Below are 21,835 nucleotides of genomic sequence, written 5' to 3'. Positions count from 1 at the left end.
GTTGTCATGGACGGTGGCCGCCAGGGGCAGTGCGGAATGGCGGAGTCCGTACTACCTGCTAGCCGGAATCGGCCAATCCGCCGGAGCAACCCTCGATAGGCCGGGCGATCACCTGAGCAGGGCCGCACGAGCTCCTCGGCTGACCTGGGTCAGGGCCCGCCGGGTATGTCATTGCCCGGCAATCCAATCGGCGAACCGGGTGTCGGCGATGACCGCGCCGTGGCCGGTGACCAGGCTGTCCTGGCCGACCGGTATACCGAAGTAGGTGGCGGCGGGATCGACGACGACCGGTGTTGCCTGTCCCCGGGCCTCGGTCAGGGTGCGGGCCAGCTGCGCGAAGCTCATCTTCTCGGGTCCGCCGATGTCGATCACGCCATTGGTGGGGGCCGCCTGCGCGGCATCGGCGACCTCGGCGGCGACCTCCGCGGCGGCGATCGGCTGGATCCGGGCATCGGGCGCGTGGATGGTCCCGTCGGCCAGCAGCGAGCCCACGATCATGTCGGCGAACTCGTGGAACTGCGTCGCCCGCACGATGGTGTAGGGCAGCCCGGATTCCCGGATCGTCGCCTCCTGCGCGACCTTGGCGCGCATGTAGCCGCTCTCGAGCAACCCGTCGACGCCGACGATCGACAGGGCGACATAGTGCCGCACCCCGGCGGCCTTGGCCGCGCCGACCAGGTTCGTCGAGGATGTGCTGAAGAATGCCAGTACCGGTTCGTCCTCCAACGACGGCGAGTTCGTGACGTCGACCAGCACCTCGGCGCCGGCCAGCGCGTCGGACAGGCCCGCCCCGGTCAGAACATCGACTCCGGTGCTCCTGGCGGCGGACACGACGTCGTGACCAGCGGCGGTGAGAAGCCCCACCACCTGGGATCCGATGAGGCCGGTTGCGCCGATCACGGTGATCTTCATGGTGCGAATCCCTTTCCAAGCGTGAGCTTCCGGCGCCATCGCGGGCCGGGGTGACTGAGTTCCAGCGTTGCACCACTGCCGCTGTATGCGAACCCTGGAAAGTCCGTAGTCCGCCGATCCCGGGTGTGAGCGACGTCGGTGAGACGATTCCGGTCAGGTTTGGCGACCGGCCGTGGACCCTACTGGGATGAGGGAGCCGCCGTTGGATAGTCCGGCAGGCGAAGACCGTCGGCGGCGACGTTGACAAGTCTCTTGCCGAACGCCCTCGCGGCGGCCTGACCGACCGGGCTGGCGACCAGCCGCGCGCCTGCCCGCAGCGTGCGAACTCCGCTGCGGTGCGGGGATTGGCGCGCCTGAGCACGCTGCGCCGAATCATCGGGGTGGCATCGACGATGTGGGTGCGCATGAACTGTTCGTAGGCCGCAAGTGCGGCGCGGTGATCCTCGGTGCGCGAAAGCTCACCGGCCAGGACGTAGGCGCCGATCATGGCGAGGCTGGTGCCGCCGCCGCCGAAGGTCCCCGGACAGAATGCGGCGTCACCGATCAGAACGACGCGCCCCGTGCTCCAGGTCGGCGCCAGCACCGTGCCGACAGCCGAGAAGTACAACGGCCCACCCCGGTCCAGGTCGGCAAGGATACGCGGGGCCAACCCACCGACATCGTCGAATGTCCTTCGCAGGATGGCGATTTGATCGTCTTGGCGCAGGTCCTCGAGCCCGCGGACATCGGACATGAAGGTCAAGATGGCGCGGGTCGTGCCCAGATTGTCCGGACGCAGGTGAACGGAGCGCGACCCGGCGACGTGCTGCCAGCGCCACCACGAGTCGTCGGAGTCTCGACGGGGAAGTGTGGCGTAGGCGAGGTACATGCCGAGGTCTTCGGCGTCGACCGGCGTTACGTATCGCCGGGAACGCGAATGCAGTCCCTCGGCGATGACGACGAGGTCGGCATTGATGGCCGCGCCGTCGCGCAGCTCGACGGTGACCTGATCGCCATGGTCGGTGAGATCGGCGATCTGGGAGTCGAATCGATAGTCGGTACGCTCGGCGGTGCGCTCAATCAAGATGCGCGATAGCTCCCCGCGCAGGATCTCGAATTCGGCTGTCGGACCGTCGATTTCTCCGGCGGCACTCATCGGGAACGAGGCGACCGGGGCTGCGTCGTCGTCTAGGAGGCGCATTCCGATTTCGCCGGTGTTGGCCGCTCGGATCGCCTCTTCGATGCCCATACGGCGCGCGATCTCACGCGCTGCGCCTCGGACGTCGATGTTCTGCCCCTCGTCGCGGCGCTGGGGGAAGCGCTCCAGGACGGTGGTGCGCCAACCGCGCTCGGCCAGGTGGTGGGCCAGGGTCGGTCCGGCGATCCCGGCTCCGGAGATGACAGCGTGGCGGCTCATGTGTGCCCAACCTACCATCGGCGCAGACGGCTCCCTCAGGTAGACGAGTGTGCTTGTGCTACAAGGGATATGACCGGTGTAGGTGACCGCGCGGCGGCTTCTGCTGCAGATCGCCGCGAGATTGGGGATCATGCAGCTATGACATTCGCCAGCGACGCCGTCCGCCCCCCGGATCTTGACATCGACGCCGTCCGGGTGTGCTTTCCGGCCTTGCGGTCGGGTACGGCGTTCTTCGACGGGCCCGGCGGGTCGCAGACCCCCGACGTCGTCGCCGACGCCATGCGCGACGCGATGCTCAGCCCGCTGTCGAACCGGGGCACCACCACCGCCTCGGAACGTAACGCGGAAGCGATCGTGCACACATTCCGGCAGTCGATGGGCCAGTTACTCAATGCCGACCCGCGCGGGGTGATCTTCGGGCGAAGCATGACCGCCTTGACGTTCGACCTGGCCCGGGCGATCTCGGCGACCTGGCAACCCGGTGACGAGATCGTGGTGTCGCGGCTGGACCATGACGCCAACATCCGGCCCTGGGTGATCGCCGCCGGGCGAGCGGGAGTGACGGTGCGGTGGGCCGACTTCGATGCCGACACGGCGGAACTGCCGGTCGAGAACGTCGCGGCGCAGCTCAGCGACCGCACCCGGCTGGTCGCGGTGACGGCAGCGTCCAATCTCGTCGGCACGATGCCCGACGTGCGCACTATCGCCGCCGACGCGCACGCGGCGGGGGCGCTGGTCTACGTCGACGGCGTGCACTACACCGCGCACAGCGTCGTCGACGTCGCCGATCTTGGTGCCGACTTCTTCGCCTGCTCGCCGTACAAATTCCTGGGGCCGCACTGCGGGGTGCTCGCCGCGCGACCCGATCTGCTGGAGGGTCTGCACCCGGACAAGCTCAAGCCGTCCACCGACCAGATTCCGGAACGCTTCGAGCTGGGCACCTTGCCGTACGAGATCATGGCCGGGGTCAGCGCCGCCGTCGGCTTTCTGGCCGGGCTCACCGGCTTCGAGGGTGACCGGCGTGCCCGCCTGGTGTCGAGTATGACCGCCCTCGCGCGCCACGAAGACCAGCTGCGCGTCATCATCGAGCAGGGCCTGCGCCAACTTCCGGGGGTCACCGTGCACTCGCGGGCCGCGCGCCGGACCCCGACGTTGCTGGTCACCTTCGCCGGACACCGGTCCGCCGACATCAGCGCCAGCCTGGCCGATGAGCGCATCAACGCGCCGGCGGGTTCCTTCTATGCCTATGAGGCGGCGCGCCACCTCGGCCTCCCCGACGGGGGACTGCGGATCGGTCTGAGCCCCTACACCAACATCGAGGACGTGGATCGGCTGCTGGCGGCGTTGGCCGCCTGCCTCGACGCGTAGCCGGCGGGCTCAGTTGTCGCCGGCGGCCACCAGCGAACGCAACACCACGCTCGGGTTGTCCTGCTGGAAGCCCTGCAGCCGCCATCGGGTGGTGAACAGCGCGAGCATGACGCCGTCGGAGCGGGTCAGTACCTCCGCCGACACCTGCTTGCCAACGAATTCCGCGTCGTCGGGGTCGACAGCGCGGGCCACCGTGTAGGGCAGCGGTTCCAGGGCGATCGGCGCGTTGAGCTCGGTCGCCATCCGGTGGCTGGCGACCTCGAACTGCATCGGGCCGACGGCGGCGAGCACGGGCGCCTGATCGCCGCGTCGGTCCGAGCGTAGAACCTGCACCACGCCTTCCTGCTCCAGCTGCTCGATGCCTTTGCGGAACTGTTTGTGCTTGCTCGGGTCGGTGCCGCGGGCGACGGAGAAGTACTCGGGGGAGAAGCTGGGTATCGGCGGGAACTGCACGGGCACGTCGCGGAACAGGGTGTCGCCGGGACGCAGCGCCGCCGCGTTGGCCAGCCCGATCACGTCGCCCGGCCACGCGTTGTCCAGCGTCGAGCGTTGTTGCCCGAACACCGACTGGGCGTACTTGGTGACGAACGGCTTGCCCGTGGCGGCGTGGGTGAGGACGTCCCCGCGTTCGAAGGTGCCTGAGCAGACCCGCGCGTAGGCGATGCGATCACGGTGGGCCGAGTCCATGCCGGCCTGGACCTTGAACACGAACGCACTGAACGCCGAGTCGACCGGCCGCAGATTGCCGTCGACGTCGAGCTGCCCGCTGGGCGCGGGCGCCAGCCGCACCAGGTTGTCCAGCAGCTGATTCACCCCGAAGTTCAGCGCCGCTGAGGTGAACAACACCGGCGTCGTCTCACCGTTGAGGAACGCCTCCTGGTCGTGGTCGCCGCCGTCGGCGGTGAGCAGTTCGCACTCTTCGACCGCGTTGTCCCAGTCGATACCGGCGGCATCGTGGGCCCGTTCAGGCGTGATGTGTTCCTCGGGTGCCGCCGTGGCACCGCCGGCGGTGCGGGTGAACCGAATGAAATTGCCGGTCCGGCGGTCCAGGACGCCCTTGAAGTCACCGGCGATTCCGACCGGCCAGGTCAGCGGCGTGGGTTTGAGCCCGATGCGCTCCTGGATCTCGTCGAGCAGCTCCAAGGCGTGGCGGCCGGGGCGGTCCCACTTGTTGATCACGGTGAGGATCGGCAGGCCGCGATGCTTGCAGACCTGGAACAGCTTGAGAGTCTGCGGCTCCAGGCCCTTGGCCGCGTCGATCAGCATCACCGCGCAGTCGACAGCGGAGAGCACCCGGTAGGTGTCCTCGGAGAAGTCGGCGTGCCCGGGGGTGTCGAGCAGGTTGATGACGCAGTCCTGCCCGTCGGGTGCGCGGTAGGGGAACTGCAGCGCCGTCGAGGTAATGGAGATGCCTCGGGCCTGCTCCATTTCCATCCAGTCCGACACCGTGGCGCGCCGGCCGGCCTTGCCGTGGATGGCACCCGCCTCGGTGATCACCCGGGCATGCAGCACCAGGGCCTCGGTCAGCGTCGACTTTCCCGCGTCCGGGTGGCTGATGACGGCGAAGGTGCGCCGGCGGCCGGCTTCAGTGGTCAGACGGGTTGCGGCTGCCCCGGAGGGCGGACGTAGTTGCAGGTCGTGATCTGTCATTGCGCTGTCGATGGTATTTGCCGACGGCGCAAAACCTCTAATCGTGCAGGCGGCCGATCAGGTGGGGTCGCAGCCGTGCTGACGGCTCTGGAACGACGGGTGCCTGCGCATGGCCGCGCTCACCTCTTGGGAGTAGCGCTGGGCGGACTGCCATACCGGGTGTGTTTCAAGATTGATGACGATCGCGTCGGCGGTCTTAGGTCCCATTACCAGCGGCCTTTCACAGAGCTTCACGGTCTTTCCGTTAGCACCAAGCTTCCTCCTCAAAGCTGAGCGAGACAGTCGGCTTGGCCATGAATCTGCTAAGGAACTTCTGTGGCGGGTTCGCCGGCTAATCGAGGCGGCCGGCGTCGGTCACCCGCAGCACGGCGGCCCCGGCATCGTCGGAGGCTTCCAGGTCCACTTCCACGTCGATACCCCAGTCGTGGTCGCCGGCCGGGTCGTCGAGGATCTGGCGCACCCGCCACGCGCCGGGCTGGCGGTCGATGATCAGCAGCGCGGGGCCGCGGGCGTCCGCGCCGGTGCCGAGGTCGTCGTGCTCGGCGAAGTACCCCAGCCCGACCTCCGCCCAGCGCTCGGCGGTCCACCCGGCGCCGCCGTCGAGTTCGCCCAGGTCATGCCAGCGGCGCCGGGCGAACAGCTGCACGCGCCGGAACAGCGCATTGCGGACCATGGCGGTGAAGGCGCGTTCGTTTCCGGTGAGCGGGCGCGGGCGAGCCGGCACCGCCACCGGGGCATCGTGCGGCTGGTCGGGACTGGTGAGCTGCTCCCACTCGTCGAGCAGGCTGGAATCGACCTGGCGCACCAGTTCGCCGAGCCATTCGACGATGTCGGTGAACTCTTCGGTCCGGGCGGCGGCGGGCACCGAGGACCGCAGCGCTTTGAAGGCGTCGGACAGGTAGCGCAGCACCGCTCCCTCCGAGCGCGTCAAGCCGTACACGCTGACGAACTCCCGGAACGTGAAGGCCCGCTCCCACATTTCGCGGACAACGGATTTCGGGGACAGCCGGGCGTCGGCTGCCCACGGGTTGCTGTGCAGGTAGACCTCGAAGGTGTGTGTCAGGAGCTCGTCGAGCGGCTTGGGGTAGGTGACGTCGTCGAGCAGTTCGATCCGCTCGTCGTACTCGATACCCTCGGCCTTCATCGCGGCCACAGCTTCGCCCCGAGCCTTGTTCAGCTGTGCCGCCAGTATCTGGCGGGGATCCTCGAGAGTCGCCTCGATTACCGAAACAACGTCGAGCGCAAAGGTTTCCGAAGCCGGATCGAGAACCCCGACCGCGGCGAGCGCGAACGTCGACAGTGGCTGGTTGAGGGCGAAGTCCGGCGGCAGGTCCACGGTCAACCGGTAACGGCGCCCGTCGGCCTGCGGTTCGTCGAGCCGCTCGAGCACCCCCGCCTGCAGCAGCGAGCGGGCGATGCCGACGGCCTCTCGGATGTGCTGCAGCTGGCGCTTTCGCGGCTCGTGGTTCTCGGTGAGCAGCCGGCGCATTGCGATGAACGGGTCACCGGGGCGGTCGACGACGTCGAGGATCATCGCCGTGGACACCCGCATGTTGCTCGTCAGCGGTTCTGGAGTGGCTTCGACCAGTCGGGTCATGGTCGACTCGCTCCACGGCACCATGCCCTCGGGAACCTTGCGGCGCACCAGCTTTCGTCGCTTCTTCGGATCATCAGCGACCTTGGCGAACTGCTTGAGGTTCTCCACCTCGTGGTCGGGGGCCTGCACCACGACGGTGCCGGCGGTGTCGTAGCCGGCTCGCCCGGCTCGCCCGGCGATCTGGTGGAACTCGCGGGCATTGAGCAGCCGGGTCCGCGTTCCGTCGTACTTCGACAACGCGGAGAACACGACCGTCCGGATCGGCACGTTGATGCCGACACCCAAGGTGTCGGTGCCGCAGATGACCTTCAACAGGCCGGCCTGGGCGAGTTGTTCGGTCAGCCGCCGATATTTCGGCAACATCCCGGCGTGGTGGACTCCGATGCCGTGCCGCACCAGTCGCGACAACGTGGAGCCAAATGCCGTCGAAAACCGAAACGCGCCAATCAGTTCGGCGATCGCGGCTTTCTCCTCCTTGGTGCTCACGTTGACGCTCATCAGCGCCTGCGCCCGCTCCAGTGCCGAGGCCTGGGTGAAGTGGACGACGTAGATCGGCGCCCGCTTGGTCTCCAGCAGGTCGGCGATCGTCTCGTGCATGGGCGTGGTCGCATAGGAGTAGAACAACGGGACGGGTCGCTCGGCGCCCGCGACCAGAGCCGTCGGGCGGCCGGTGCGCCGGGTGAGGTCCTCGCGGAGGAACGTGACATCGCCGAGCGTGGCCGACATCAATAGGAATTGGGCGTGGGGCAACTCCAGCAACGGCACCTGCCACGCCCAGCCGCGGTCGGGGTCGCCGTAGAAGTGGAACTCGTCCATGACCACCAGGCCGATGTCGGCTTCGGCCCCCTCCCGCAACGCGACGTTGGCCAGGATCTCCGCGGTGCAGGCGATGATCGGCGCGTCCGCGTTGACCGCGGCGTCACCGGTGAGCATGCCGACATTGACCGCCCCGAATATCTCGCACAGTGCGAAGAACTTCTCGCTCACCAGCGCTTTGATCGGGGCCGTGTAGTAGCTGCGCCGGTCCGCGGCCAGGGCCGCATACAGCGCGCCGGTGGCCACCAGCGACTTTCCCGATCCGGTCGGAGTCGCGAGGACGACGTTCGCGCCGCTGACCAACTCGATCAGCGCTTCCTCTTGCGCCGGATACAGCGGGGTATCGGCGGCCTCGGCCCAACCTGCGAAGGCGGCGAACAGCCGATCGGGGTCGGAGCCCATGGCCCGCATGGTGGAGAGGTCGCCCGGATCGTCGAGTAAGGGGGCGGCGGCAGTCATGTGGATACCGGTACAGCGTATTCCACTTCAGGCGAGCCGACCGCACCCGGACTGCGGCGTCGCTGCGCGTTCGGACCAGTTTGTGACGAGCGGCACCGCGTCTCGACAGGCCGGTCCGTGGGCCGTCCAATGTAGGGAGCAGTTCTGAGGAAGGTCGAACAGTGGCGGACGAGCAGAAGACCGTGGGCCAGGCGGCCGCGGCCGGCGATGGCCGCCTGCTGGTACCCGGCCGGACCTGCTGGCAGACCGCGGTCGCCGATCAGTTCGCACCCGTCGTCGACGGCGCCGACTACCTCGCACACGTGAAAGCCGCGATGCTGCGGGCCCAGCACCGGATCATAATCATCGGCTGGGACCTCGACTCGAGGATGACGTTCGAGGCCGGCACACCCGCCCTGGACGGCCCCAACTCGCTGGGTTGGTTCCTGCACTGGCTGCTGTGGCGTCGCCCCGAGTTACGGGTGCACTTGCTGAAGTCCAACCTGCGCCTGTTACCGGCGTTCGACGGCTTCTGGTTCGGGGTCACCCCCGTCGAACTGCTCAACCAGATCACTTCGCGGCGAATGCATTTAGCGGTCGACGGCGCGCATCCGACGGGCGCGGTGCATCACCAGAAGATCGTGGTGATCGACGATGCGGTCGCCTTCTGCGGTGGTATCGATCTCACGTTGGGACGATGGGACACCCGAGCACACCTTCCCGACGACCCGGGCCGGCGGTCTCCCGGAGAGCCGTACGGTCCGCGCCACGAGGTGGCCGCGGTGGTCGACGGTGCCGCGGCGAGGGTCCTGGGTGAGCAGGCACGTGCCCGGTGGGAGGGCGCGACCGGTGAGGCGTTGCCCGCGGTCGAACCTGGGGAGTCGGCGTGGCCGGATCCCCTGCAGCCGGCGCTGCGCGAAGTGGAGGTGGGTGTTGCCCGCACCATGCCGTCGTTGCCGAACCACCCCGAGGCGCGTGAGGTCGAGGCGCTGAACTTGGCGGCGATCGCGGCGGCGCGCGACGTCATCTATCTGGAGAACCAGTACCTGGCCGCGCGCAGCCTGGCGGAGGCGCTCGCGGCGCGGCTGCGGGAACCCGACGGGCCGGAGGTGGTGATCGTGCTGCCCCGCAGGTCCGAGAGCCGGCTCGAGCGGCAGTCGATGGACAGCGCACGCGAACGGTTGGTGCATCTGCTCTGGGAGGCCGATCAGCATGGCCGACTCGGTATCTACTGGCCGGCAGTCAAGGGCGGGATATCGGTCTACGTGCATTCGAAGGTCATGGCGGTTGACGACCGCTTGCTGCGCATTGGCTCGTCGAACCTCAACAACCGGTCGTTGGGCTTCGACAGTGAGTGTGACCTGGTGCTGGAGGCGCCCGCGCGGGGCGGTCAGGACGTGCGCCGCCAGATCGCGCTCATCCGCGACGGGCTGGCGGCCGAACACCTGGGTGTACCGGTCGAGACCTTTCAACGGGAAGTGGTGCAGCACAACTCATTTCTGCAGGCAATCAATTCGCTGCGAGGGACCGGCCGGTCCCTGCGAAAGTTCACCGAGTTCATGGTGTCCGCCGATGCGGGCCCGCTGGCCGAGAACGATCTGATGGACCCCGACCAGGTGCCGCCGTCGATCGGTGAGAGCGTGTGGAGTCTGGTCTCCGGGGTGTTGACGTGGCCGTTGGCTCGGGCCTCCCCGCTGTGGGGATTCCTGCGGCCGGGGCAGCCCCCGCCGACGCTGGTCTCGGCCGATCCGCCTGGTGGAGCCATTGCGGGCGGGTCCGTCGTGCCTACCGGCACCCGGCTGCGGCCAGATCCGCCTCGGCCACAACGTCGTCGGAGCGCTCGGGGACGATGAGGAGCGCGGTATCGGTATGTGCGACGACGGCGGCGGCGACGCTGCCGAACGAATGGCCCAGCAGGCCGCTGCGTCGGTGCGGGCCGAGCACGACCAGGCTGGCGTTGTGGTCATGGGCGGCGGCGACAATACCTTTCCAGGTGGGCGCGGCCTCCACCGCGATGGCGTGGGCCGTGAATCCGGCCTCGGCCGCCAATGCCGCCCCGTGTGCCGCAGTCCGTTCGGCGGCGCGCCTGACTTCGGTGGCCTTGTCCGGGTCGAAGGGTTGGCCGTCGACCGGGGTGAAGCCGACGTCGACCGGTCGCCATACGCATACCACCAGCGCGTCCTTGGCCGCCCCCAGTTGTTCGGCGGCCCGGCGAATGGCCCGCTGGGCCAGCGCCGAACCGTCGTAGGCGAACAGCACCGGGCCGGTGTCGCCGGCGACGGGGCGCGCCGGTGCGGGAGCCGGCCCGGCGTCGCCGATCTCCAGGGCAGGTTCTGACCTGCCGGAGCGGAGCTTTGCCAGCAGCGGTGGGGAATACCAGGCGGGAAAGTCCCCGTCGAGGAACCGGTCCAGGTCAGGGGTCTGGGGTCGGGCTCCGCTGAGCAGGTAGACGAGCACGCCGAAGACGGCGCCGCCGACTGCCAGCCCGAAGCCGATCCAGAGCGCTATCCCGGTGCCGGTGACGGTGTCGCCGCCGGCCGCGGTCGCGGCGAATCGGGCGAGGATCGGGGCGACCATGAACGCGGCCACCGCGCGCATCAACTCGATGATCGCGAAGACCCGCTGCAGGCTGTTCGACTGCAGCGAGAAACCGGCCACGAACAGCGCAGGCGCGACCGCGGCGCCGAGCGCTAGCCCGGTTAGTGCTGCGCCAACCATCGCCAGGGGCTGGCTGGCGGGCAGACCGATCCGGAAGACGAGGATTCCCAGCGCCAGCAGCGCCATCCCGACCAGCGGCAGAAAGTGCATCGCGCGGCGGCTGATCACCCGGCCGAATACGAACGCCATCACGATGGCCCCACCGAGTTCGGGCAGGTACAGCAGGCCGACGTGCACCGGGCTGTAGGTCTGCAACAGCACGTTGGCCGTCAGGACGGTGGCCGCCACCGATGCGGCGGCTGCGAACAGCGCGACACCGACTCCGGCGACGGGGATCGCGCTTGTCAGCATGGGGCGAACCGTCAGCAGCGGACGACGGGCCCGGAACTGGTAGACGATGAGCACCACGATCAACGCCAGCCCCCCGAACATGGGCAGGGTCACAGCCCGGTCGCTGAATCCGTGGCTGGTCAGCTGTGCTGCACCGACGAAGGCGGCGGTGCAGCCGACCGCTGCCAGCGCGATGGCGGGCAGGTCAAGCGGTGCGTCGCGGTCGGCAGGTGGGGCGTCTTCGAAGGTCAGCGCGGCCATCACCAAGGCCAGCAGGGCGATGCCGGCGATGATCCAGAACAGCGGGCGCCAGGCGTGCGCCTCGGCCTGTGCGCCTCCGATGAACGGCCCCAGGGCGACCGCTCCGAACACGCACATGTTCATGATCACCGCGGTGTGCCGCAATTTGTCCCGCGGAAAGCCGATGGTCAGCGGCGGCGCGGCGGCGATCAGCAGCATGCTGGTGGCCAGCCCCTGCAGTACGTGTCCGGCGATGTACATGCCGGCATCCTGTGCTGCCGCGGCGAGCACCGAGCCGACGACTAACACCACCGCATAGACCAGCAGCATGCGGCGCTGCGGTAAGTGCTGGGCGAACTGAACCGCCAAGACGGTGCCCACCGCGTAGGCGGCGTTTCCCAGGCCGGATGCCAGCGTCATGGTCTGGGTGGTGATGTGAAGCTCATCGGCGATGATCGGGATCAGCGGATCGATCGCCGCAGACAGCGCGAGGTAGGGAATCAGCGCGAGGGTAACCATGGCGGCCACGGCTGGGTACCGTCCGGCGAGCGGGCCCTGGCGCATCACCGGGTCATCATCTTCAGGCCGGACACATGAGCCTCCAACTTGGTCGGCACCGGTTCTGTTCCCGGGGCTCGTCGGCGGTGCGCTAGCAGCGGTGCCCGCCGGGCGCTGCGGGTAACCATAACCTTAGTTTCTCTATGCAATTGTGTCGCGTCGGGCAGCGCAGGTGTTGCGAGCGCCACAACCGGTCGTGTGCCGCCCACACGTCACGTGTCGCCGAGACCGCGGACCACCCAAGCGAGATGCTGTACCCGGCGTTGGACGCCAAGAGAAAGCACATCATCAACTACAGCAATAACTTTGACGATTTCGTAGACCATCCCGGCGACATCGGCGGCTCGAGGTAACCCGGTGCTTCGTTCTGGTCACGATGTGGACTTGACCGACATTCGGGGAATAGCGTTGTGCGGACTGGCGTCGCCAGCCTTCACCCGACGGCACAGGAGGGCGCGCCCATGAAATTCGGCATCTCCACATTCGTTAACGACGACACCATCGACACCGTCTCGTTGGCGCGGGCGATCGAGGAGCGCGGATTCGACTCGCTGAGTATCGCCGAGCACACGCACATCCCGGCCAGCCGGGAGTCGCCTTACCCGGCGGGCGGCGACCTGCCGTCGATCTACTACCGCACCCTGGACCCATTCGTCACCTTGGCGGCGGCAGCCGCAGTGACCTCGCGCATCGAATTGGTCACCGGGATCGCCTTGCTGATTCAGCGCGACCCGATCATCACCGCCAAAGAGGCCGCCAGCATCGACTTGATCTCCGGCGGTCGCTTCGTATTCGGCGTCGGAGCGGGATGGAATATCGAAGAACTGCGCGATCACGGCACCGACCCCAAGACGCGCGGCGCCCTCCTCGACGAGCGCATCGAGGCCATCAAAGCCCTGTGGACCGAGGAACCTGCGGAGTACCACGGCACCTACGTCGACTTCGGCGCCTCGTTCTGCCGCCCGAAGCCGGTTCGAAAGCCGCACCCGCCCATCCTGATCGGCGGCGACTCTGACGCCACCGTCAAGCGGGTGATCCGCCACGACGCCGGCTGGATCTCCAACCCGCTGCCCGTCGAGCGGCTGTCGCACCGAATCGAGCAACTCCGCGACGGCGCCGGCCATGCGGTGCCGCTGGTCATGTTCGGCACGCCGGTGGACCCCGACTATTGGCATGCCGCCGACGACCTGGGATTCGGCCAGCTTGGTCTGCTCTTGCCGACGCGACCGCTCGACGAATCACTGCGCCTGCTGGACGGCTACGCGGAAAAGGTCGCGCAGTACCGGGGATAGCCGTGCAGCACGTGGTTTCAGTGCGAAACCGGCGTGCGTGGTGTGGCGCTGCGCGGAGCGACGCTGGCGGGCGGTGCCTGGCGGGCTCGGCGACGGTCATGGCGCTCCGCCCGGCGCTGGAGGACCCGCAACTCGCGGTTGGTGAGCGCGCGGTTGCGGCGGATCAGGAGGTCGAGCTGTTGCCAGCTCAGTCCGTCGAGTTCGCCACCTTCGTCATGGGTGGCGACGACCACACCGCCGGGCAACAAGGGAACGGTCTTCGCGCTGAATTTAGTTGTCGCTAAGAGCAATTCGGTAGCGCGGCGGTTGGTGGTCGCCTGGCAACCGCGTGCCGACGGGCTGAACCAGAAGTCGAACTGCCGGTCGGTGCTGGTCAGGCACTGCAGGTGGTTGTCGTGGATGAGTCGGTCGATGTCGGCCTGAGTGTAGGCGCGGGTTTCATAGACGGGGCCGTGGGTGCTGAAGTAAAGGACGGTGTTCATAGCGATATCCCATTCGACTCTTTCTTCGTGGTGAGGAAGGCGCCGACGAGTCGGCGCTGTGACTGAAGTTACCCACGTTGCAAATGGGACAAACCTGCATATCGAAATGACAACGGACGCAATCCGTGTGGTAGGAGTTCGGGGTGAACTGGCAGCTCATTCAGCCGTTCCTGGTGGCACTGGCCATCGGACTGCTGCTCGGTTTCGAGCGGGAACGCAGTCACGCGCGCAAAATCCCGGCCGGTTCCCGTTCATTCGCGCTGCTGTCGCTGGCCGGTGCCATCGCCGCAAGCTTCAGTCAGTGGGCGGTGGTCGCCGGGCTGCTCGGTATCGGGGCGCTGCTGGCACTGGCCTACTTCCGCACCAGCGCCGACGACCCGGGCACCACCACCGAGATCGCCGCCGTCGTCACCTACCTCCTCGGAGCGCTGGCCTACACCCGACCGGCCCTCGCTGTGGCCCTCGCCGTGGTCGTCGTCGTCTTACTGGTCTCGAAAACTCGCATCCACCGCTTCGCCCGCGACATCGTCAGTGAGGTCGAACTCGAAGACGCCATCAAGTTCTTCGTGGTCGCGTTCGTAATCCTGCCGTTGTTACCCGACCAGCAGATCGGGCCCTACGGGGTGCTCAATCCCGCCAAGGTCTGGCTTCTTGTCGTCCTACTCACCGGCATCGGCTGGCTGGGTTACATCGGCGTTCGCGCGCTGGGTCCCCAACGCGGCCTGCTGGTCACCGGCCTGGCCGGCGGCTTCGTCTCCGCAAGCGCGACGACCGCCTCGATGGGCCGGGCCAGCCGGACCGCCGCCGGCGTCCGCGCACCGCTGGCCAGCGCCCTGCTGGCCAGCCTCGCCACATTCGTGCAGCTGCTCGTTGTGATCGGCCTGGTCGACGTCGAGGTACTGCGGCGGCTCTGGCTGCCCGTGGCCGCGGCAACGCTCGTGCTGGTGGGGATCGCCGCGTTCGTCTACCGGGGCGCCGTCAAGACCGATCCGGATCGTCCCACCGAGGGCGACGGTGGCCAACCACCGAAGGCCGACCGCCCGTTCGCGCTGCGGCCCGCACTGATCTTGGCCGCGGTGCTGACCCTCGCGCTGCTGGTGGGGCGGTGGGGAGCGGACGTGCTGGGCCCCCAGGGGGCGGTACTGGCGGCGTTCGCGGCCGGCCTTGCCGATGCGCACGCCGGATCGGTAGCCGCCGCCACCCTGGCAGCCAAGGGGGACATCAGCGTCGGCACCGCGCTGGTCGCCGTCGCGGCGGCACTCGGCTCGAACCTGCTGGTCAAAATCGTGCTGGCGTTCACCGCAGGCGGGCGTCGCTTCGGTCTCGGGTTCACCGCTGGCATGGCCGCACCCGCCGTCGTGTTCGGTGTCGCCCTGACCCTGGCAATCACCACGGCGTGACCCGCCGCGTTCTTGAGCAAATCTTCATACAAAGACCATCAAATCCCCTGCCGGCGCGGCCCACGATCGCTGTGATGAACCGGCCACACCGCACCACCCGTCCCCTGACGCGCCGCACCTTCCTGGCGGCCGGCGTCCTCGGTGGCGCCGCCCTGGTCGCCTGTAGCAAGCCCGCCGCGCCGAGCGCAGCGGGCCCGCCCCGTCGGGACGTGATCGCCGCGACCGAGGCTGCCCGCCCGCATACCGGCCGGACCGTGACCAGGACTCTGACACCGGGGCCGGCTGACATCGATCTGGGCGGCCCGGTGGCCCGAACCCTGGCCTACGACAACCAGATTCCCGCACCGCTGCTGCGTGCCAACGTCGGTGATGAGCTCGCCGTTAGCGTCACCAACGCCCTCGATCACCCAACCTCGGTACATTGGCACGGCATCGCGCTGCGCAACGACATGGACGGCGCCGCACCGGCAACACCGAACATCGCCTCGGGCGCAACCTTCACCTACCGATTCAGCGCTCCCCATGCCGGCACCTACTGGGCCCACCCGCACACGGGCCTGGACACCGACTTCGGCCTGTACCTTCCGGTGATCATCGACGACCCGGCTGAGCCGGGACGCTACGACGCCGAGTGGATCGTCACGCTCGACGACTGGACGTCGGGAGTGGGCAGCAGCCCCGCGCAGATTTTCGACGGCCTGCGGTCCCAGGGTATGGGCGGGATGGGCCACATGGGCGCCATGAGCGGGACCCCCGGCTCAAGTCCCCTGCTCGGCGGTGACGGTGGCGACGTCAGCTACCCCTACTACCTGATCAACGGCAGGATCCCAGTCGCACCAACCACTTTCGTGGCCAAGCCCGGTCAACGCATCCGCATCCGCATCATCAACGCCGGAGCCGACACGGCGTTCCGGGTCGCGCTCGGCGGGCACCGCATGACGGTGACCCACACCGACGGATTCCCCGTCGCGCCGACCGATGTCGACGGTCTGCTGCTCGGGATGGGGGAGCGCTACGACGTGATCGTCACCGCAGGGGACGGAGTCTTCCCGTTGGTGGCGCTGGCCGAGGGCAAGAACGGGACGGCCAGGGCACTGCTGTCGACCGCGGCCGGAGCCGCCCCGGATGCCGGGTTCCGGCCGCCAGAGCTCAACGGCCGCATCGGGACCGTCGACATGTTCACTGCGGCGCCGCAGGCGGTGCTGGCACCCGGCGGTGGCGATGTGGCGCTCGAGGCGCGGTTGACGGGGTCGATGATGGGATACGACTGGACTATCAACGGTCGCGCCTTCGACCAGACGGTTCCGCTGACCATCCGCCACGGCGAGCATGCCACGTTGACATTGCGCAACCAAACGATGATGTGGCACCCGATGCATCTGCACGGCCACACCTTCCAGGTCGTCACACCCGACGGGAAACCGGGGCCGCGCAAGGACACCGTCATCGTCACACCGATGCAGACCGTCGCGGTCAGGCTGGTCGCCGACAATCCCGGAACATGGATGTTGCACTGCCACAACGGATATCACATGGAGGCCGGAATGATGACCATGCTCGACTACGTGAACTGACGCTCGAGGTGACGCGATGATGTTCTGGTACGGAAACGGTCTGGGGTGGTGGGGCTACGCCGGTATGGGAATTGGCATGCTGTTGTTCTCGACGCTTGTCATCGTCGGGATCGTGGTGTTGATTCGGTCCACCTCCGGTGCCGCGCCCTACCGACGCCGTCCTGTGCCGCCGACGTACGCCGAGTCGCCCGAGCAGATCCTGGCCGCCCGGTTCGCCCGCGGTGAGATCGACCAGACCGAGTACCGCCAGCGTCTGGGTGTGCTGACCAACCCGGATCACCTCCCACCCCTATCGTGACGCGGTAGGACGCGAGGCGGCGCTTCGGCGTTTTGGCTGGGGCCGGCGGCTACCATGAACGCGCCGTCGTCAGTACATCCCCGGAGCGCCCGTGACACTAGCCAGGACATTTGCGAGCGTTGCGGCGCTGGTCATATTGAGTCTGCCGCTTGCCGCGCCCGCCGGTGCTGACCCCGCGGCCGGTCAGTCCACCCAGTGGATCGTCGTCGGGGTTCCCGCCGCCAGTGCGACCACCGGAAGCCTGACCGCGTTCCAGCGGGTCGGCCAGGAGTGGAAAGTCGTTCTGGGGCCAACACCGGCCAAGGTGGGGGAGTTGGGTGTTGGTGCGCCCGCCGATGGCGTCTATCGCACCCCCGTGGGAACCTTCACGTTCGACCAGGCGTTCGGCCGCCAGCCCGATCCCGGCACTAAAATGCCGTATTTCCAAGCCACCAATCAGGATTGGTGGGACGAGGACGCCAAGTCGCCGACCTACAACACCCATGTGCACGGGCCGAACAAGCCGTCAGCCATCGCGGAGAACCTGTATGACTCCGGCCCGGTCTACGACTACGCCGTCAACATCACGGTCAACCCGCAGCGGATTCCGGGGCGGGTCGCCGGGATCTTTCTCCACGTGACCGACGGCAATCCCACCTGGGGATGCGTGGCCATCGGCCGCGACGAGATGCGGTCGGTGCTCAACTGGCTCGATCCCGCGGCCAACCCGCAGATCACCATCGGGGTCGGCGACCCGTCGCTGATCCCGTCCGCGGGATGACCGCGCGGCGCGGTGGCCGTCCCTGGTGCGGCCGCCGCACCGGGTGTGCCGTCGGCATCGGCAGCCGGGTTGCAACTGGTCGGCTCAGCTGTTCCGGAAGACGACGTTATGGTCGAGCGGGTTGCGCGGCACGGTGATCCTGTTGGCTGCGAACTCGGGATCGGGGTAGCCGATAGCGACGCCGCAGAGGATGCGCATGTCCTCGCCGATGCTGAGGTGGTGGCGTAAGACCTCGGGGTATCCGGCCACTGACACCTGGACGCAGCTGCCGAGTCCGCGGGCGGTCAGCGCGAGCAGGAAGGTCTGCAGGAACATCCCCACCCCGACGGCATCGACGTAGCCCAGATCGCGATGCATGCAGACCACGCCGGCCAGCGGCGCGCGGAAGAACTCCCAATTGCGCAGCACGGCAATGCGTCTGGCCTCGGCGTCGTGACGGGAGATCCCCATCGAGCCGTAGACCAGCGCGCCCAGGTCGCTGCGCAGGTGGGCAAAGCGATCCGGGAGTGCCGGGACGCTCGGGGCGGCGACATCGGCCTGTCCAAGCAGCGCCTCGGCCAACCGGTCACGGGCCGGGCCGGATGCAAAGACGACCTGCCATGGCTGGATGTTGGAGTTCGACGGTGCCCGGATCGCCAGCTCCAGTGACTCCAGCACCAACTCCTCCGGTACCGGCTTGTCGCGCAGGAACAGCCGGGTCGACCGGCGTTCGGTGATGGCCTGCTCGAGGTCGTGCATCGCTTCCCGCCTTCGTCAGTCGCGGACGGTGACCTATCCGTCGCATGGGGAAAGTGTCGCCGATGGCGATTCGCATCCCGAACCGCCGGCCGGAGACTGGGCGACCGGTTACACGGTCTCCTGGTGCGCCGCCGCGGCCGGTGCGCCCGCGAGCGCGTTGACGACGAAAGCGGCGGCCTGATCGGCCATCCCGTTGTCCTTGTAGGCGCTGTGGGCGGCGCGGTCGAGACCGCCGGGGGCGCACACCGGATCACCGGCAGCGCACAACTCGAGTGTCTTGGGCGCATAGAGCCCACCGACGTCGATCGGCGGTGCGCTGTGGTCGACCAGGTTGACGAACCACGTCGACGGCGTACCGAACAACACCACCGCCGCGACATGGGGCGCGATCGCCGGGGGCATCGGTCCGTTGATACCGCTGGGCAAGACGAAGCCGGCCGGCACGGTCTCGGTGGTGGTGTATCCGGCCACCGCGGCGCCCTGCGAGTAGCCGCCGAGCACGATCTTGGTGCTCGGGCAGCTCGCCGAGATCGACTCGATCTTGGTGCTGGCGTCGGCGACGCCGTCGGCTGCCTGCTGGAAGTCCAGCGAGGCCGGATAGTTCACCGGGTACACGCCGACGGTGTCCTTGCCATTGAGCCGAGCGGTGAGCGCGTCGATGAAGGCCTGGCCGGTGGCGCCCACGCCCGGCGCCTCGAAGGTGCCGCGGGCGAAGACGACCTCGACGTCCGGGCAATCATCGGCGGCGGCCACCGGCGTCGCCTGCGGGGCCATCAGCGCCGCGGCGGACACGCCGGCCGCGGCGAGCCCGCGGAACACGCGAGATTGTGGAGTGACCTTCGATCCGGTGCTGCGGTTCATGATGAGCCCTTCGCCGAGACGTCGTTGTGGTGTCCCAACGGTCCCTCAGCCGCTATCGCGGCACATCGACGCTGGCACCCAGCCACGGCGACCGCTACCGGTCAGATGCTCTACCGGCTAGCAGGAAGGCGTTCGTGTTCAGATGGCGGCGGCGCTCATCGAGAGAGTAACCGGCACGGTAGCTACAGGCTCGCGGGATCGCGCATCACCCGCGCGGCGTTGACGTCGTCCGACGTCCTATTTCCGCGGCAGGCCAAGAATCATCGAGGCGATGATCGTCAGCTGAATCTCGGCCGTACCGCCACCGATGAGCTCGGAGGGCATATCAAAGTACGGCTTGATCACGGCGGGATCTGAATCTTCCAGCATCCCAAGGCGTCCGGTGAGGCCGAGGGTGGCCGTCGAGGCACGCCGCAGCAGCATGACCATCGCGTACTTGGCGATACTCGAGGTGGGCCCGGGGCCCTGGCCCTGGACCAGCCGCAGGGTTTCGCGCAGCACCATGGCCTTGATGGCGGTGGTGTGGGCTTCGATCCCGCCCAGGGCCTGCAGCACGGCGTCGTGATCGGGACTCTCGGTATCGGCCACCCGGCGAAGCGCTTGCGAGCGATCGATATTGACGTAGTTGCCGATCGCGGTGCGCTCGACGGCCATCGTGGCCACCGCTAGATCCCACCCGTCGCCGGGGTTGCCGACCAGCATGTCGTCGGGGACGAAGACGTCGGTGAAGAACACCTCGTTGAAGTGGAAGCGCCCGCTGGCCTGCTTGATCGGGCTGACGTCGATACCCGGCGACGCCATGTCGATCAGGAAGTAGCTGATGCCGCGGTGTTTGGAGGCATCAGGATCGGTGCGCGCCAGCAGCGCCCCGAACTGTGCGACGTGGGCCGACGACGTCCAGATCTTGTGCCCGTTGATCAGCCACCCGCCGTCCACCTTGTTGGCGCGGGTACTCAACGCGGCCAGATCCGAACCGGCCCCCGGCTCGCTGAACAACTGGCACCAGCGCTGAGTGCCCCGCAGGATCGGCTCGGTGAACCGCTCGCGCTGGCCGTCGGTGCCGCTGTCGAGGATCGCGGGCAGGATCCACTCGGCGATGTTGAGCGAGGGCCGCACCAACTCGGGCCGCCTGTCGAATTCCTCGGCGATGACCACCTGCTGTACCGGTGATGCGCCGAGACCCCAGGGCGGTGCCAGGTGTGGGGCAACCAGACCCTCCTCGGTCAGGAGGTCACGCTGAGACCCATAGGCCAGACCGGGTGCTCGAGGGTCGTCGCTCGGATTCTCGTTCTCCAATTTCACTGCGCGATCCAGGACCTCGGCGACCCCCGCCCGAAAGTCCGCCTCGACGTCGCCGAGATTGACTGTGGTGGAGCGGTTCAGGGTCCGGGCGAGTTCACCGGCTTCGCGGCCCCACCGGGTGACGGGCCCCAGGGACGCCGAAAGGCTGGTGGCGCGGCGCCAGTACAGATGGATATCGTGCTCCCAGGTGTAGCCGATGGCGCCGAACATCAGCAGGGCATCGAGCATCAGATCGGGTCCGGCGCAGACCGCCATCAGTGCGGCCGACGCGGCGGCCAGTCGGTGTTGCTCGATGCTCTCGTCGACGGCGCGCACCGAATCCCAGGCGGCTGCCGCGGCCATCTCGGCGTTCACCAGCAGGATCGCAGCCTTGTGCTGTAGCGCCTGAAAGGAGCCGACCGGCTTGCCGAACTGCTCACGGATGCGGATGTAGTCCACGGCCGTCTCGACGCCTTTGCGTACCGTGCCCGCCGACGCGCAGGCCGCCAGGGCCGCCACGACGCACCGGGCCCGTTCGGCGGGAATACCGGACAGCACGGCCTCGGCGGCGACGGCGTGGTCATTGAGCGTGAGAACACCGACATCGGTACTCAGGTCGGTGCCGCGCTGCTGCTGCACAGACAGGCCCGGGCCGGGCGACCGGGTATCGAGTGCGAACCATGCCGTCGCATCGTCCTCAGTGTGCGCGGCAACCAGAATATGTTGTGCTGCACACAGTCCCAGAGTCGTGCTGGTCGAGCCCCGCAATCGCCATCCGGCACCGTCGGCGATGGCGCGCACGCCGGAATCCTCCGGCAATACGACGACGGCCGTCGCCCCGGCAGCCAGATCGGCCAGCAGCCCCGTCGCCGAGGTATCGGCCAGCGTGGCCACGGCACTGGCCGTCGCGGTACTCAGCAACGGGCCCGGCAGCAGTGCTGCCGCGGCCGCTTCGATGACACAGGCCATGTCGTTGAGCGTGCCGCCCTGACCGCCGGCCTCCTCGGGAATGTGCACCGCGTGGAAACCGTGGGCGGTGAACTCCTCCCACCAGGTAGGCAACTCGCCGGCCGCGATCGAGTCGAAGGCAGCCCGGGTCTTGTCCAGCGGTGCATGCCGGGCCGCGAACTGCGTCACCGCCGCGGCCAGTTGCTCCTGCTCAGTCGTGATTGCCAAAGCCATGGGG

Annotated in this window: 16 protein-coding genes and 1 pseudogene; 7 read left to right on the top strand and 10 right to left on the bottom strand. The window is 68.0% G+C overall.

All coding sequences use genetic code 11. From position 1 onward, the window contains the following. Nucleotides 1-168 precede the first annotated feature (168 nt). Together ADBZ9K_RS22620 and ADBZ9K_RS22615 are read right to left on the bottom strand one after the other, a co-directional pair. The gene (locus ADBZ9K_RS22620) at nucleotides 169-912 is read right to left on the bottom strand and encodes an SDR family oxidoreductase (protein WP_526624494.1); all 744 of its coding nucleotides are present in this window, start codon (nucleotides 910-912) and stop codon (nucleotides 169-171) included. Nucleotides 913-1,384: 472 nt separating this feature from the next. Beyond that, nucleotides 1,385-2,308 (bottom strand): annotated as a pseudogene (locus tag ADBZ9K_RS22615) (FAD-dependent oxidoreductase); the annotation flags it as partial. Nucleotides 2,309-2,446: 138 nt separating this feature from the next. Between ADBZ9K_RS22615 and ADBZ9K_RS22610 the strand changes: the two are divergent. Then, the gene (locus tag ADBZ9K_RS22610; RefSeq protein ID WP_526624492.1) at nucleotides 2,447-3,676 is read left to right on the top strand and encodes a cysteine desulfurase-like protein; all 1,230 of its coding nucleotides are present in this window, start codon (nucleotides 2,447-2,449) and stop codon (nucleotides 3,674-3,676) included. Nucleotides 3,677-3,685: 9 nt separating this feature from the next. On the opposite strand, the gene ADBZ9K_RS22605 is transcribed toward ADBZ9K_RS22610, so the two are convergent. From ADBZ9K_RS22605 to ADBZ9K_RS22595, 3 genes are all read right to left on the bottom strand, one after another. After that, nucleotides 3,686-5,326: a peptide chain release factor 3 gene (locus ADBZ9K_RS22605; RefSeq protein WP_526624491.1), complete on the bottom strand. Its 1,641-nt coding sequence runs from the start codon at nucleotides 5,324-5,326 to the stop codon at nucleotides 3,686-3,688. Nucleotides 5,327-5,383: 57 nt separating this feature from the next. Continuing rightward, nucleotides 5,384-5,533: a hypothetical protein gene (locus ADBZ9K_RS22600; protein WP_526624489.1), complete on the bottom strand. Its 150-nt coding sequence runs from the start codon at nucleotides 5,531-5,533 to the stop codon at nucleotides 5,384-5,386. A gap of 124 nt (nucleotides 5,534-5,657) precedes the next feature. Next, nucleotides 5,658-8,198 (bottom strand): DEAD/DEAH box helicase, encoded by a 2,541-nt coding sequence (locus tag ADBZ9K_RS22595; protein WP_526624488.1) that lies wholly within the window; start codon nucleotides 8,196-8,198, stop codon nucleotides 5,658-5,660. Nucleotides 8,199-8,359: 161 nt separating this feature from the next. Here ADBZ9K_RS22595 and ADBZ9K_RS22590 point away from each other — a divergent pair, with 161 nt between their 5' ends. Then, nucleotides 8,360-10,030, top strand: a complete 1,671-nt coding sequence (locus ADBZ9K_RS22590) for a phospholipase D-like domain-containing protein (protein WP_526624486.1) — start codon at nucleotides 8,360-8,362, stop codon at nucleotides 10,028-10,030. On the opposite strand, the gene ADBZ9K_RS22585 is transcribed toward ADBZ9K_RS22590, so the two are convergent. Continuing rightward, nucleotides 9,963-11,969 carry an MFS transporter gene (locus tag ADBZ9K_RS22585; RefSeq protein WP_526625587.1) on the bottom strand — a complete coding sequence of 669 codons (2,007 nt, stop codon included), beginning with the start codon at nucleotides 11,967-11,969 and terminating at the stop codon, nucleotides 9,963-9,965. The two genes, ADBZ9K_RS22590 and ADBZ9K_RS22585, sit on opposite strands and share 68 nt — an antisense overlap. Before the next feature lie 455 nt (nucleotides 11,970-12,424). Here ADBZ9K_RS22585 and ADBZ9K_RS22580 point away from each other — a divergent pair, with 455 nt between their 5' ends. After that, nucleotides 12,425-13,255: an LLM class F420-dependent oxidoreductase gene (locus tag ADBZ9K_RS22580; RefSeq protein ID WP_526624485.1), complete on the top strand. Its 831-nt coding sequence runs from the start codon at nucleotides 12,425-12,427 to the stop codon at nucleotides 13,253-13,255. 17 nt (nucleotides 13,256-13,272) lie between these two features. On the opposite strand, the gene ADBZ9K_RS22575 is transcribed toward ADBZ9K_RS22580, so the two are convergent. Further along, complete coding sequence (locus ADBZ9K_RS22575; RefSeq protein WP_526624483.1) at nucleotides 13,273-13,737, bottom strand: hypothetical protein; 465 nt, start codon at nucleotides 13,735-13,737, stop codon at nucleotides 13,273-13,275. Between the two features lie 143 nt (nucleotides 13,738-13,880). Between ADBZ9K_RS22575 and ADBZ9K_RS22570 the strand changes: the two genes are divergently transcribed. The 4 genes from ADBZ9K_RS22570 to ADBZ9K_RS22555 all read left to right on the top strand — a co-directional run bounded on the left by ADBZ9K_RS22570 (nucleotide 13,881) and on the right by ADBZ9K_RS22555 (nucleotide 17,769). Then, nucleotides 13,881-15,137, top strand: coding sequence for an MgtC/SapB family protein (locus ADBZ9K_RS22570; RefSeq protein WP_526624481.1), 1,257 nt, complete (start codon nucleotides 13,881-13,883; stop codon nucleotides 15,135-15,137). 74 nt (nucleotides 15,138-15,211) lie between these two features. Continuing rightward, nucleotides 15,212-16,711 (top strand): multicopper oxidase family protein, encoded by a 1,500-nt coding sequence (locus ADBZ9K_RS22565; RefSeq protein ID WP_526624479.1) that lies wholly within the window; start codon nucleotides 15,212-15,214, stop codon nucleotides 16,709-16,711. 16 nt (nucleotides 16,712-16,727) lie between these two features. Beyond that, a complete protein-coding gene (locus tag ADBZ9K_RS22560; protein WP_526624477.1) occupies nucleotides 16,728-17,009 on the top strand; it encodes an SHOCT domain-containing protein in 282 nt (93 codons plus the stop codon). Nucleotides 17,010-17,100: 91 nt separating this feature from the next. Then, nucleotides 17,101-17,769: a L,D-transpeptidase family protein gene (locus ADBZ9K_RS22555; protein WP_526624476.1), complete on the top strand. Its 669-nt coding sequence runs from the start codon at nucleotides 17,101-17,103 to the stop codon at nucleotides 17,767-17,769. A gap of 84 nt (nucleotides 17,770-17,853) precedes the next feature. On the opposite strand, the gene ADBZ9K_RS22550 is transcribed toward ADBZ9K_RS22555, so the two are convergent. From ADBZ9K_RS22550 to ADBZ9K_RS22540, 3 genes are all read right to left on the bottom strand, one after another. After that, nucleotides 17,854-18,507, bottom strand: coding sequence for a nitroreductase (locus ADBZ9K_RS22550; RefSeq protein WP_526624474.1), 654 nt, complete (start codon nucleotides 18,505-18,507; stop codon nucleotides 17,854-17,856). 108 nt (nucleotides 18,508-18,615) lie between these two features. Beyond that, nucleotides 18,616-19,368 carry a cutinase family protein gene (locus ADBZ9K_RS22545; RefSeq protein WP_526624472.1) on the bottom strand — a complete coding sequence of 251 codons (753 nt, stop codon included), beginning with the start codon at nucleotides 19,366-19,368 and terminating at the stop codon, nucleotides 18,616-18,618. A gap of 237 nt (nucleotides 19,369-19,605) precedes the next feature. Continuing rightward, on the bottom strand, nucleotides 19,606-21,831 hold the full coding sequence (locus ADBZ9K_RS22540; RefSeq protein WP_526624470.1) for an acyl-CoA dehydrogenase family protein: 2,226 nt from the start codon (nucleotides 21,829-21,831) through the stop codon (nucleotides 19,606-19,608). Between the last annotated feature and the right edge of the window lie 4 nt (nucleotides 21,832-21,835).

The sequence above is a fragment of the Mycobacterium sp. genome, assembly GCF_965229265.1.
GTDB lineage: Bacteria > Actinomycetota > Actinomycetes > Mycobacteriales > Mycobacteriaceae > Mycobacterium.
The sequence above is the reverse complement of the archived record's forward strand: the minus strand, read 5'-3'. Positions and strand labels throughout refer to the sequence as shown.

Coding starts and splice junctions, on each gene's coding strand:
- ADBZ9K_RS22580 (WP_526624485.1), top strand. CDS start 12,425: ATGAAATTCGGCATCTCCACATTCGTTAACGACGACACCATCGACACC.
- ADBZ9K_RS22565 (WP_526624479.1), top strand. CDS start 15,212: ATGAACCGGCCACACCGCACCACCCGTCCCCTGACGCGCCGCACCTTC.
- ADBZ9K_RS22620 (WP_526624494.1), bottom strand. CDS start 912: ATGAAGATCACCGTGATCGGCGCAACCGGCCTCATCGGATCCCAGGTG.
- ADBZ9K_RS22595 (WP_526624488.1), bottom strand. CDS start 8,198: ATGACTGCCGCCGCCCCCTTACTCGACGATCCGGGCGACCTCTCCACC.
- ADBZ9K_RS22585 (WP_526625587.1), bottom strand. CDS start 11,969: ATGCGCCAGGGCCCGCTCGCCGGACGGTACCCAGCCGTGGCCGCCATG.
- ADBZ9K_RS22550 (WP_526624474.1), bottom strand. CDS start 18,507: ATGCACGACCTCGAGCAGGCCATCACCGAACGCCGGTCGACCCGGCTG.
- ADBZ9K_RS22540 (WP_526624470.1), bottom strand. CDS start 21,831: ATGGCTTTGGCAATCACGACTGAGCAGGAGCAACTGGCCGCGGCGGTG.
- ADBZ9K_RS22560 (WP_526624477.1), top strand. CDS start 16,728: ATGATGTTCTGGTACGGAAACGGTCTGGGGTGGTGGGGCTACGCCGGT.
- ADBZ9K_RS22545 (WP_526624472.1), bottom strand. CDS start 19,368: ATGAACCGCAGCACCGGATCGAAGGTCACTCCACAATCTCGCGTGTTC.
- ADBZ9K_RS22605 (WP_526624491.1), bottom strand. CDS start 5,326: ATGACAGATCACGACCTGCAACTACGTCCGCCCTCCGGGGCAGCCGCA.
- ADBZ9K_RS22600 (WP_526624489.1), bottom strand. CDS start 5,533: ATGGGACCTAAGACCGCCGACGCGATCGTCATCAATCTTGAAACACAC.
- ADBZ9K_RS22575 (WP_526624483.1), bottom strand. CDS start 13,737: ATGAACACCGTCCTTTACTTCAGCACCCACGGCCCCGTCTATGAAACC.
- ADBZ9K_RS22610 (WP_526624492.1), top strand. CDS start 2,447: ATGACATTCGCCAGCGACGCCGTCCGCCCCCCGGATCTTGACATCGAC.